Here is an 11,732-nt window from a genome sequence, read left to right as displayed (position 1 = left end):
CGCATTAATCGGCGGCCCCCTGCGCCTGGCCGGTTCTTTTGGTTTGGGGCCTGATTTGGGGGGGTCCTTATTAAACCCCGTGTGTTAATTAGTGGCCCACAGCAGGGGTCAGGCGAGACCCGTGCCCACCAATTGACCTACTCCGTACGTCACGGCCATCGCCAGCGCGCCGCCGATCACCACGCGTAGCACCGCTCTGGTCTTGCGAGCTCCGCCGAGCGTCGCGCTGATCGTCCCGGTCAGCGCAAGTGCGATCAGCACCGCGAAAAATGCGATAGGGACGCGGATGCCTGTCGGCGGCACCAGAATTGCGACCAACGGGATCGCCGCGCCGATCGTGAACGAGATTGCCGACGAAATCGCTGCATGCCACGGATTGGTGAGATCGTCTGGATCGATACCCAATTCGACTTCTACGTGCGCCGCGAAGGCGTCGTGCTCGGTTAATTCTTCGGCGACGCGGCGGGCCGTCTCCGGACTCAATCCCTTGTTCTCGTAGATCTCGGTCAGTTCCTGAAGTTCAGCCTCCGGGGTCTCGAGGAGTTCCTTCTTCTCCTTCTGCAGGAGTGCGCGTTCGGTATCTCGCTGAGCGCTGACCGAGACGTACTCGCCCAACGCCATGGACACAGCGCCGGCAACCAGTCCAGCAAAACCTGCTGTGAAGATCGCGGAGCGCTCGGTCGTGGCTGCCGCAACACCGACCACGAGACCTGCGGTCGAGACGATTCCGTCGTTTGCACCCAGAACACCTGCACGCAGCCAGTTGAGGCGATTGTTCAAACTCGGTGCGTGAGGTTCCGATTCCCCACCGGGCGCCCCGTCGGTCAACTGCACACTGTCTCCGGACATGGCAACAGATTAGGACGATCAGTCCGGTTGCGATAGCAATCTGAGCCTGTCCTTCGCGCACTGATATATTCCGATTGGCACCCCAACCAAGCATTTGTTAGGTTGGGAATCGGCAGACATCTGGAGGCATTGTGAGCGCAGTACGCACCGCTTTTGTCAGCGGCGGAACCGGTGGAATCGGGTCGGCGATCGCCCTGACCCTTGCCGAACGCGGACACGACGTCGCCTTCACCTACCGAAACAACAAGGGCGCTGCCGAGCAACTGAGCGAGCAGATTCGAGCGCATGGCGGGCGCGCCCACTCGTACTCTCTCGACTTGACCGACGAGTTGTCGATCAGCGCCGCCGTCAACGATGCGGTCAGTGATCTGGGCGCATTGACGACCCTCGTCCACGCTGCGGGACCGCACGTCCCGATGACGCACCTCTCACGTGTGACGCCGGCGTTCTTCACCGAACAACTCAACCAGGAGGCCGCGGCGTTCTTCACCCTCGTCCACACCGCCCTGCCTGCGCTGCGTGCATCCTCGGGTTCGGTGGTGGCGGTGACAACCGCGGCAACGGATCGCTTTCCCGTGCGCGACGGACTCTCCGCAGGCACCAAAGGGGCTGTCGAACAACTTGTTCGCGGATTCGCCGCCGAGGAAGGACGCTACGGCGTCCGGTTCAACGCTGTCGGACCAGGCATGTTGACGGACGGAATGGCGGAGCGCCTGATCAGCTCCGCCGAACTCGACCAGGGCGCGCTCGACGTGACAATGAGCCGAATCCCGTTGAAGCGCTTCGGATCAGCTGCCGACATCGCCGAAGCAGTATGTTTCCTCGCAAGCGACGCGGCCGGATTCATCAGCGGCCAGAAGCTCAACGTCGACGGTGGCTACACCGTCTGAGCGCTATCCGCCCAACTTGCGAAAGACCAGTCGCACGGCAAGTTCCAGGTGCGCCATCACCTCGTCCGTCGTCATCCGGCCCGCAACCCACGAGACGAGACTCGACATCCAGACGTCGTCGATCACCTTCACCGCGTCCAACTGCTGCTGCGAGACTTCCTCGACACCGATCGCCTTCGCGAACATCTCGGTCACGACCCCACCGAGCGCGTTGAGTTCCGGAGTCGCCGACGCGTCCGCGAACATGTACGCCCGAACCAACGCTTCGTAACGGAGGTGGTCGGTCTCGAGGACCTCCGTATTCTTGCGCAGCACAAACAGAATCCGGTCCGACGGAGTCTCGCCCGGGATTACAAAGTCCTGGAATCTGTCACGCAAACCCTCGAACATCCACAACAATGCGACGACAAGCATGTGGTTCTTGGACGGGAAATACCGGTAAACAGTGCCGATCGCGACGCCGGCGCGATCGGCCACCGATCGCATCTGAACCGCGTCGTAGCCGCCTTCGGAGGCGGATTCCATTGCGGCGTCGACAATCCGGCGAAAACGCGCTCGCTGCGACGGCGTCGTACGACGTCCGGTCACCGAGCTACGTTCGACCACCGACTGGTCTGCCTTGTCGCCACCTGCCATGTCCACAACCCTTATTAGACGTCATTTTGCCGACTCCCAATGTAGCCGCCCAACGCAATTGTCGGGTGCATGACTGCCCGCTTCCGAACTGCCTGCCAGTGGAACTGGCCCAGATCAGGAAGCGCGCCGTGGCCGATCGGATCGGCCGCGTCTACGTGGATCTTCCGACCAGTCGCGAGCGGGTGCGCGTCGGCCCGGCGCTTGAGTCCGGCGCCTGTCGGGTTGCGGCGCGCGTCGTTCCGGTCTGCGTTGCCCAGTTGGAGCAGGCTGGGCGCGGCGAGCGGGCGGCCTCCGTCGATCGGTCTGTGGCTTCTTGGCAATGCCGAACCGAGGCTTGCCGAAGACCAGCGGTATCCAACCGCGACCGCTGCTCTCGGCAGAGGCGACAGCCTCGGGCTCACGGAAGGCTGCGTGCGCGATGAGCCCGAACATCAGCAGGGTGGTGATCATCGACGTTCCGCCCGCCGAGATGAGCGGTAGTTGCAGACCGGTCACCGGAATCAGGCCGACGACATAGGCGATGTTGATGAACGCCTGCACGACGATCAACGTCGTTGCCGTCGCTGTCATGACTTTGAGGAACGGATCAGTGGACCGTTTCGCGATCCGCAGCCCGACGATCAGAACCGCGGCAAAGAGAGCGACGACGATCAGCGCGCCGACCAGACCCAACTCTTCACCGATCACGGCAAAAATGAAGTCGTTGTGCGCCTGCGGGAGATAGCTCCATTTGGCGTCGGACTGTCCCAGACCGCGACCGAAGATGCCTCCGTTCGCCAGTGCGTACTTGGCCTGAGTGCTCTGGAAGTTCAAACCCTGCGGGTCGAGATCAGGATTGAGGAAAGCCTTGATGCGATCCGAGCGGTAACCAGCAGTAAGCCCGAGCACGAGAAATGCGACTGCGGAACCGAGCGTGAGGCTGATGAATGTCTTCATCCGGAACAGCCCGAACCACAGCACCGACATGAAGATGATGCCGATCGTGATCGTGGTTCCGAGGTCCTTCTCCAACACCACCAGAACCAGAACCAGCAGCGTCGTACCGCCGATCACCGGCAGCGCACGGTTGACATCCATCCGCGCGTTCATGAACGACGCAACCGTCGCCGCGGACCAGATCGCCAGAGCAAGTTTGGCCAGCTCCGACGGCTGGAAGGAAATACCCGCGATCACGAACCAGCTGCGAGCACCCATCTGTTCCGAGCCGATACCTGGAATCAGCACCAGGACAAGCAGAACAAGACACAGGATCAGCAGCCATGGTGAGGCTCTACGCATCGTTTCGGTCGGCAACCGCACGACCGCCACGAACATCACCAAACCGATCGCTGCGAACATGCACTGCGGCCAGAAGCGGGCGTAGGACGTCCCGGACAGAACATAGGATTCGACGCCCGAAGACGACAGCACCATCAGCAGTCCGAACGCGACGATCAGCACGACCAGACCGACGATCATATGGAAATCGAACAGTGGCCGATTCGTCCACATCGCCGTTCGAGCGCGGAAGGGTGTCGATGTGCGGTCACGTTTGTCCGACGCTCCACGGGGTGAGTTAACTGGCTCTCCACTCCCGCGACCGTTGGGCTTGTCTTCACTGCGACCGGTCACCACACAAGTATCGTCCCACGACTCCTAACTCATGGGTAACACAAGTCCCACGAGTCACACGGGCTCGGTCTCCCGAGGGCCCTCTAGGCCTACGAAACACCAGGTCACGTCCTTCGCCGACGGAGGTCTGCCACCGCTCCCGCCAACGAGAGCGTCAACATGACCACGCAGACGGCAAGCGCGATCCCGAACGCACGTCCATATCCGTCGGGCGAGCATCCGAGCACACCGAGATACAACCCCGATACCGCGGCCAGCGAGATGGTCGCGGACAGTCGCTGCGACAGTTGAAGGAAACCCGCTGCAACTCCGTTCGCACCCGCCGGTGCGTATTCGAGAGTCAGCACCCGATTGGGCGCGTCGACCAAGCCGCTGGCAACTCCCGACAACACGGCCAGGACTACCAGCACCGGGATCAGATGTTCCCGAGGAATCAGATTGACCGCCGCGATGTAGCCGAGGATGACAAGGATCTCGCCGACTATCGCAAAAACCACCGCACTTCGGCCGAACCTGGCAACGAGCCGCCATCCGAAAGCCGACGTCAGGGCCATCGCGAGCGAACTACCGGTCATGATCAACGCCGCACTCAGCGGGGCGAAGCCCAAACCTTCGATCAGATAGAGGCTGAGCACCGCGTTGACGGCGAGGATGGATCCGAACCAGAAGAGTGCAACCGTTGTACCGAGCCGAAATCCCCGAGAGGCGATCAATGACGGAAGCAGTACCGGCGTCCCACCGCGTGCGGCGTACCGACGTTCCCAGAACCAGAAGGCAACGGCAGCGCCGAACGCACCGATCAGGAAAGCCGCGGCGACAGTAACACTGGTCCGGGTCACGATGGGCCACAACAGGAGCCCGGTCGTAGTCGCCAGCAGACACAGCCCAACCGGATCGATCGACGCGCCCGATCGGATGGTTCGATCACGGCGCAGAAAGCGAAACGCCAGAATCAGTGTGATCAGAGCAAACGGCACGTTGAGAACGAGAAGCAACCGCCATCCGAAGTCGGCGTCGGAATACTTCAGCAGAACGCCACCGAGGATCGGTCCGGAAACGCCGGCCAGACCACCCGCGGTGCTGTACGCGCCCAACGCCTTCGCCCGAGCCTTTCCGGACACCCGGTCGGTGATGATGCCGAGCACCTGCGAACTGATGGTGCCTGCGCCGATCCCTTGCCCCAGCCGGGCCAACACGATCATCGACGGATCCGACGCACACGCTCCGAGGATTCCCATCACCGCGAAAATGCTCAGGCCCGCCAAGAACAAGCGTCGACGCCCGACGACGTCACCGAGTCGGCCCGCCGGCACCAGGGCCAAGCCGAAAGTCAGCGAATAGCTCGCAAGGATCCACTGCACCTCCGAGGTCGACGCGCCCAGCGACGCCCGGATCGACGGAACCCCGATTCCGAGCACCGCCGAATCGAGAAGGGTGGTGAAACCCGCAGCTACGCAGACGACGATTTCCCAGCGGACGGCCGAACCGAGCTTGGTGGATTCGGCCGTCGCTGTGACTGTGTGGGACAGGACCCGTTACCCCGCAGCTTCAGACGTGGCCCGACGCGTGAGCGGCGGTCGCAACCCCAAGTGCTCTCGCAGCGTCGACGTGGAGTACTCGGTGCGGTATGCCCCACGCTCCTGCAGTTCCGGGATCAACCAGTCGACGATCTCGTCGAGCCCGGTCGGCACCAGGTACGGCGAGATGTTGAAGCCGTCCGAAGCTCCGTTGCGCACCCAATGGACCAACTGATCTGCGACCTGCCCCGGAGTGCCCGCAAAACCCGAACGCTGCGAGGTCTCGATGGCGACCTGACGGAGGGACAGATTCTTTGCCTCGGCAAGAGCACGCCATTCACGTGCGATCGCAATGGGGTCGTTGCCGTCCCGCGCGGAACCGCGCGTCTCCGAAACCGGGCGGGCAACCGGATCTTCCTCGGGGAGTGGACCGTCGGGGTCTCGATCGGAAAGGTCCTTACCCCACACCAGTCCGACGAGAGAGAGGGCAGTCTGACCGGTGAACTGGCCTTCGAGGACCCACCTTGCCTTCTCCTCGACTTCGGACTCGTTCTCCGCCAACACGATCTGCGTGCTGGGCAAGATCTTGACGTCGTCCTCCGGTCGCCCGGCTTTACGCAACCGAGCCCGAATGTCGTCGGCGAAGTCGAGCGCGCCGTCGAAATGAGTCCCGTGTCGCGAGAAGATGACGTCGGCGTGCGTCGCCGCGAAATCGCGTCCACTCGGGGAATCACCCGCTTGGAAGATGACCGGATGCCCCTGGCGGCTTCGGGGAAGCGTCGGCGTCACGGAGATGTCGAACTGTGAAGTCTGCCTGCGCACGTCGCCGACGGCGCCCGGAGTAGACCAGTTCTCGGACGTGCGAGAATCCGAGATCGCGTCGTCGGCCCACGAATCCCACAGTGCCCGCGCGGTTTCGATGAACTGCCCGGCACGCTCGTAGCGCAGGGAGTGGTCGAGGAAACCACCGCGACGGAAGTTCTCTCCCGTCCACGCGTTGTCGGTGGTCACCGCATTCCAGCCGGCCCGTCCGTCGGAAAGTAGGTCGAGGCCGGAGAGTCGACGCGCAAGGTCGGCCGGTTCGTTGTACGTGGTGTTCTGTGTCGCGACCAACCCGATCTTGTCGGTGATACCGGCGAGGGCGGCCAACTGCGCAATGGCGTCGGGGCGGCCGGCGATATCCAGATCGAGAATCTTGCCGTTCTGTTCCCGAAGCCGCAGGCCTTCACCGAGGAAGAAGGCGTCGAACAGACCTCGCTCGGCGGTGAGTACCAACCGCCGAAACGTCTCGAAGTCGATCTGGGATCCGCTCGCGGAATCGGACCAGATGGTGGTGTGGTTGACCCCCTGGAAGAAGACGCCGAAGTGAACGTGAGCGTCGGGTCGAGGTACGGCGGAGCGTGATGCAGTCATGGCCGAAATATCCTTAGCGCGAAGTCAAGTCAGGAGGAGTGGGCGAATCGATTTGCGGGTCGCTGCAGACCGAGGTTGCCCCTCAGGGTCGATCCCGGAACCGGGCGTCGCGTCAACCCGGCCTTGGACAGCGTCGGAAGCACGAATTTGGCCAGCACCGGAAGGTCCTCGTCGATCACGAGAGCATGGAAATGAACACCGTCGAGGTGTCCGGCCAATTCCTTCAGAACCACGGCCGCTTCCCCCGGATCTGCAGCCAGGAGCAGTCGGCCGGTGACGACGGCATTCCCGTACGAGTTCAGCTCGGTCCTCCGCTGCGCCGCAGACAGATTCGGCGTATCGAATGCCACATCGACCTCGGCGAACACCAATGACGCGCCCTCATCGCGCGCCTTGGCAGCCGACTGTGCAATGGTCTCCACCGAATCACCGGAAACGAGAACAACATCCGGCTGGCGTGGATCGATTTCGCCGTAGCGGCCGAACACCACCAACTGGCCTTGAGGCGGCCGCGGAACGATTGCGGGCCCCTTCACCGAGAACGTGTCGCCCTCGAAATTGACGTAATGCAGACGATCACGCTCGAGGAAACGCCCACTGAGATAGTCACGAACGACGGCGTCGTCCTCCCACGAGTCCCAGAGATCGGTCACAACGGTGACCGAATCCCGCTGCTCTTGCTGACGCGCCGACTCCGTTGTTACCGGAGCCCTCCCCCACGCCCTCGCCGCGGCATCGTCTTCGACCGGAACAGCAAGCCAGCCGCCACGCCCACGCGAGGAGTAGTCCAACGTCGCCAATTGCGAGGACGTATGAAACGGTTCGGCGTACGTGGTCCCGACGACGGGGACCAGCCCGATCGTGCTGGTTGTCGCCGCCACGTACGACGCCCTCGAGACGGCATCGATGCGGCCGACGACGTCGCCACTCGGGGGGAGGATGGAATCGTCGAACGTCGCGAACGTGAAGCCGGCATTCTCGGCAGCCGCGACGCGATCGCGCACAGCCTTACCCGTGAGCAACTGATCCGGGCGGTGTGAGCTTCGGCGCCAGGCAGCGGGGTGAGTGCCCTCGCCGTCCAGTTCGATACCCACGGCAAATACAGTCATGTGTCCTCCATCGGTCCTGGCGGTAGCACCCACACTGCGGTTAGGTAGCGGGTTGCTGCGGCATCATCGAGCCAGGTCTCTCAGCCACTCTGGATGGTGGATGCAATCTATGCGGGCGACGCTGAACAAGTCAAATCACGCTTGTCGAATCATATTGACCTACAACATATTTCAATACAATCACCCTGATCGAAAGGGTTGCGCAACGCTAGCCGACGTAGACACGAAAGAGCCCCGCCCGACTCGCGTCGGACGGGGCTCTCGGTGTGCGCTGGAACGCTACTTCGCGCCCATCCATGCCTGATCGAACAGCATGATGCCGGTTGCAGTCGGAACCACACCGTGCACGTTCTTCTGCCAAGCCCAGAACGACGTGAGCCCGCCGATCGGCGCCGACGGAACCGTCTCGTTCCACAGCGTCTGAATCTTGCCGATGATCGCCAGGGTCGACGAATTATCCTTGGCTTGTTGTAGATCTGCAATCAGCTGATCCATCGCCGGGTTCGCATATCCAGCAGTATTCGCCATCGAGGTGCTGTTGGTCGTGGAGAACAATCCGAGATCGAGAATCGACTCGTACATTCCGATGCCCGCGTGCGCGAGGTCGAAATCGTGCTTGACGTAGACGTTCTGCACGATGTCGCCGGCGTTGTTGGCCAAGATCAAGTTCACCTCGAACCCGACGGCCTGCAACAGTGACTGCACGGCGAGGCCGATCGCGTGGTCCTTCGGCTCACTGAGAACGACGTAGTCGAGGCTGCCGTCGTACCCGTCTGCCTTTGCCTGATTCAGAAGTTCCTTCGCCTTTTCGGGGTCGTAGGCAATACCCGGTGTGTCTACATGCCATTGAGACGTCGGACCGAACAACTCCGAGCCCGGCAGTCCCTCACCGTTTTCCACTCGCTGATCGATCAACGTGGTGTCCAGCGCGTAGCCGATGGCCTGGCGAACGCGAACATCCGAGCCCGGTCGGCCTTCACGGTTGTTGACGATCTCGGCACTGCCGGCATTGAGCACGTCGATGTAGCCGGGGTAACCAGCGGACTTGGCAGAATTGATCGCCGACGTGAGGCCGCGAATGTAGGCGACATCGAGCTGACCGCTGTTCAATGATTCGAGATTGGCCTGCGGGCCGTTGAGCGCAACCATCCGCAACTTGTCCAGCTTGGGAGCGCCGCCGTAGTAGGACGGGTTGGCCTTGAAGATTCGCTCGACGCTCGGTGTGAAGACATCTTCGGTGAAGGGTCCGGCTCCGACGGCGGTGAACTTGTCGCCCTGCTGCGAACTCGGGGCGACGATCATCCCGTGCCCGAGAGCGAGCATCGACGGAAAGCGCATCCACGGCGTCTTCAGCTTGAAGTCGACCGTCGTGGGGCCGCTTGCCTGTGCCGATTCCACCGAAGCCAGCCAGAGCTCGGCGCCATTGCCCTTGCCTGCGTTGTACCGATCAATACTCGCGATCACCGCGTTGGCATCGAGCGCAGTGCCGTCGCTGAACTTCACACCGTCGCGAAGTTTCAACGTCCACGTGCTTCCGTCGTCGCTGGTATCGAGCGATTGAGCCAACTTGGGCTCGAACTCGCCGCTCGCAGTGTCGTAACTCATCAGGACGTCGTACACCGCAGCGAAGGCCTCACCGCCGGAACCGCCGCGAGCGGCAGTCTTGGTCGGGTCGAGAGAGGGAACGAGCACCTGCACGCCGTACGTCATGGTCCCGCCGGCGACAGCGCTCCCCGGATCAGGCTGCTCGTTGACCATGCCGGTCACGACGTCCGCCGACGCGGTCCCGCTGTCGTCACCGTTGCTCGCGCAGCCCACCAACAGAACCCCGGTGCCGAACAATGCGACGGCGACCCGGCTGACTTTCCCGATGCGCCAAGATCTCGAGTGCGACACGGAGATTCCACCTCACTTTCAGTAGACGCAGCCACGGATCGGCCGCAATCGGCTAATAGTGATGTCCTCGGTGGAGTGACGCCCAGCACGTTCCCGGTGACCGGAAACATTCACGGAGACAAAGGATGCGCATAACTGAGATGATCGGGCCGAGTGGTTGACGGCGACTGACATCCGAATACGAAAAAGCTCCAACCTTATGTTCGAAGAACATGAGATTGGAGCTTGTCGATAAGAATTATGGTGGCCAGGGCCGGGATCGAACCGGCGACCTTCCGCTTTTCAGGCGGACGCTCGTACCAACTGAGCTACCTGGCCGGACGGCACCCGAACCGAATGCCTATCGCATTGCTTTGTTCTCAACCGATTGATTGAGAACAAAGCTTTGCGACCCTGACGGGACTCGAACCCGCGACCTCCGCCGTGACAGGGCGGCGCGCTAACCAACTGCGCCACAGGGCCTTGCTTTTTCCTTGCTGTGAAACCGTACTACATCTTCGAGCCGCTCCCAAACCACTGTCCTGTCCTGGCCTGGCATTTGTGCATCTCAAAGCGTGTCGTGCGGGTCAAACCATACTGCATCGTTTCGCTTTCGCAAAACGTACCCCCTACGGGATTCGAACCCGCGCTACCGCCTTGAAAGGGCGGCGTCCTAGGCCGCTAGACGAAGGGGGCCCGCCGGATCTCTCCGAACTAGTACCCCAACGGCGTTCCGTTGGGAGCTTGGATAGCTTATGGCACGGCATTCGGAAATCACAAATCGCCTGTTCACGGGCAGAAAAGTGCACTATTCAGTGTCAGGGAACTCGACTTGGGGCCACCCGTCACGATGGAACGTCTCCAACCACTGCGGCGTAGCCATGGCTTCGAGGACTACTTCGAGAGACTCCTCGAACCACTCGCCCAGATCTCCACTTGAGGCAATCAGGTCTGCCATGTACCGCTGACCGGCAAGGCTCGCTGCAAGTACACGCGTGAATTTGTCCGGGTCGGCGTCTTCTCGGAGCAAACCGTCGTCCTTGGCACGCAATGCCAACTCATAGGCGGTCTTTCCCCAGACCTGCCCACCACCGGACTGCACATCCTTGTAGAACTCGGGCTCGATGATCAGCCGGAATTCCGCCTGCACGATTACCTCGGCACGGAAGACCTCGGCAATGTCGAGCACGAGACCGTGCAAAGCGACGAATGGATCGAGGTCTGTTCTCTTGGCCCAACGATCAGTAATTCCAGTGAAGGTTTCGATAGCCGAGGTCAGAACCGCTCGCGCCAACTCTTCCTTGGACTGGAAATGGAAATACATGGCGCCTTTGGTGGCGCGGGAGCCCTCGAGGATCGTGTTCACCGACGCAGCTGCATAGCCGCGCTTGGCGAATTCGACCGCAGCCGCTTCGACCAGGGCGGCGCGGGTACGCCGCGCACGCTCTTGTTGACGTGCCATTTACGGTGTTGTGCCTCTCGCAGAGTTGGTACGCAGAGTCGCCGTGATCGGCGCCTGTCATCCCCCGAAACTTCACAATATCCCCTCCAACACACCCTACGTAAGGACTAGAGCCATACCCGCCAAAAGTACTAGACGCAATCGGCTGTTCAGGGGACAAGAACCGACTTTATGCCCAAAAGACACCAAGTGGTATGGTTTTGGCCGCTCGGGTGCGCCGCAGGGGGTGCGCATCCGAGCTTTTTCGTGCCCGAGATTCTGATAATTCGACCTCGCAGACGGAACTGCTTCGCCGCCCGATGGACAGCAGTCCCAAGGTTTTAAACAACTAGTGCAATTGTTTATTCCCCCTTTTCCGTCGAAACCGTAC

The 11,732-nt window shown here is 61.7% G+C and carries 9 protein-coding genes, 3 tRNA genes and 1 riboswitch; of the genes, 1 reads left to right on the top strand and 11 read right to left on the bottom strand.

Annotation, left to right across the window (positions count from 1 at the left end):
* Window positions 1-108: 108 nt before the first annotated feature.
* The gene (locus RWT78_RS23405; RefSeq protein WP_007733901.1) at window positions 109-849 is read right to left on the bottom strand and encodes a VIT family protein; all 741 of its coding nucleotides are present in this window, start codon (window positions 847-849) and stop codon (window positions 109-111) included.
* Between the two features lie 131 nt (window positions 850-980).
* Between RWT78_RS23405 and RWT78_RS23400 the strand changes: the two genes are divergently transcribed.
* Window positions 981-1,739 carry an SDR family NAD(P)-dependent oxidoreductase gene (locus tag RWT78_RS23400; protein WP_047271053.1) on the top strand — a complete coding sequence of 253 codons (759 nt, stop codon included), beginning with the start codon at window positions 981-983 and terminating at the stop codon, window positions 1,737-1,739.
* A gap of 3 nt (window positions 1,740-1,742) precedes the next feature.
* Here RWT78_RS23400 and RWT78_RS23395 read toward each other — a convergent pair whose 3' ends face one another.
* The 10 genes from RWT78_RS23395 to RWT78_RS23350 all read right to left on the bottom strand — a co-directional run bounded on the left by RWT78_RS23395 (window position 1,743) and on the right by RWT78_RS23350 (window position 11,362).
* A complete protein-coding gene (locus RWT78_RS23395; RefSeq protein WP_007733896.1) occupies window positions 1,743-2,375 on the bottom strand; it encodes a TetR family transcriptional regulator in 633 nt (210 codons plus the stop codon).
* 114 nt (window positions 2,376-2,489) lie between these two features.
* Window positions 2,490-3,866, bottom strand: coding sequence for a putative lipid II flippase FtsW (ftsW, locus tag RWT78_RS23390; protein ID WP_399552182.1), 1,377 nt, complete (start codon window positions 3,864-3,866; stop codon window positions 2,490-2,492).
* A gap of 224 nt (window positions 3,867-4,090) precedes the next feature.
* Window positions 4,091-5,452 carry an MFS transporter gene (locus tag RWT78_RS23385; RefSeq protein WP_314681240.1) on the bottom strand — a complete coding sequence of 454 codons (1,362 nt, stop codon included), beginning with the start codon at window positions 5,450-5,452 and terminating at the stop codon, window positions 4,091-4,093.
* Between the two features lie 69 nt (window positions 5,453-5,521).
* The gene (locus RWT78_RS23380; protein ID WP_003939710.1) at window positions 5,522-6,916 is read right to left on the bottom strand and encodes an NtaA/DmoA family FMN-dependent monooxygenase; all 1,395 of its coding nucleotides are present in this window, start codon (window positions 6,914-6,916) and stop codon (window positions 5,522-5,524) included.
* A 29-nt stretch (window positions 6,917-6,945) separates the two neighbouring features.
* The gene (locus RWT78_RS23375) at window positions 6,946-8,025 is read right to left on the bottom strand and encodes an LLM class flavin-dependent oxidoreductase (protein WP_073512769.1); all 1,080 of its coding nucleotides are present in this window, start codon (window positions 8,023-8,025) and stop codon (window positions 6,946-6,948) included.
* A 4-nt stretch (window positions 8,026-8,029) separates the two neighbouring features.
* A riboswitch (SAM riboswitch) is annotated at window positions 8,030-8,125 on the bottom strand.
* Window positions 8,126-8,304: 179 nt separating this feature from the next.
* The gene (locus RWT78_RS23370) at window positions 8,305-9,921 is read right to left on the bottom strand and encodes an ABC transporter substrate-binding protein (RefSeq protein ID WP_314681226.1); all 1,617 of its coding nucleotides are present in this window, start codon (window positions 9,919-9,921) and stop codon (window positions 8,305-8,307) included.
* Window positions 9,922-10,162: 241 nt separating this feature from the next.
* Window positions 10,163-10,239 (bottom strand) — tRNA-Phe (locus tag RWT78_RS23365).
* Window positions 10,240-10,309: 70 nt separating this feature from the next.
* A tRNA-Asp gene (locus tag RWT78_RS23360) sits at window positions 10,310-10,383 on the bottom strand.
* Window positions 10,384-10,523: 140 nt separating this feature from the next.
* A tRNA-Glu gene (locus RWT78_RS23355) sits at window positions 10,524-10,596 on the bottom strand.
* Window positions 10,597-10,708: 112 nt separating this feature from the next.
* The gene (locus tag RWT78_RS23350; protein ID WP_003940323.1) at window positions 10,709-11,362 is read right to left on the bottom strand and encodes a TetR/AcrR family transcriptional regulator; all 654 of its coding nucleotides are present in this window, start codon (window positions 11,360-11,362) and stop codon (window positions 10,709-10,711) included.
* Window positions 11,363-11,732 lie beyond the last annotated feature (370 nt).

Source organism: uncultured Rhodococcus sp. (genome assembly GCF_963525155.1).
Taxonomy (GTDB): domain Bacteria; phylum Actinomycetota; class Actinomycetes; order Mycobacteriales; family Mycobacteriaceae; genus Rhodococcus_F; species Rhodococcus_F qingshengii.
Note: the sequence above shows the minus strand (reverse complement) of the source record. Positions and strands in the feature narration are given on the sequence as shown.

Coding starts and splice junctions, on each gene's coding strand:
- RWT78_RS23405 (WP_007733901.1), bottom strand. CDS start 849: ATGTCCGGAGACAGTGTGCAGTTGACCGACGGGGCGCCCGGTGGGGAA.
- RWT78_RS23395 (WP_007733896.1), bottom strand. CDS start 2,375: ATGGCAGGTGGCGACAAGGCAGACCAGTCGGTGGTCGAACGTAGCTCG.
- ftsW (WP_399552182.1), bottom strand. CDS start 3,866: ATGTGGACGAATCGGCCACTGTTCGATTTCCATATGATCGTCGGTCTG.
- RWT78_RS23380 (WP_003939710.1), bottom strand. CDS start 6,916: ATGACTGCATCACGCTCCGCCGTACCTCGACCCGACGCTCACGTTCAC.
- RWT78_RS23375 (WP_073512769.1), bottom strand. CDS start 8,025: ATGACTGTATTTGCCGTGGGTATCGAACTGGACGGCGAGGGCACTCAC.
- RWT78_RS23350 (WP_003940323.1), bottom strand. CDS start 11,362: ATGGCACGTCAACAAGAGCGTGCGCGGCGTACCCGCGCCGCCCTGGTC.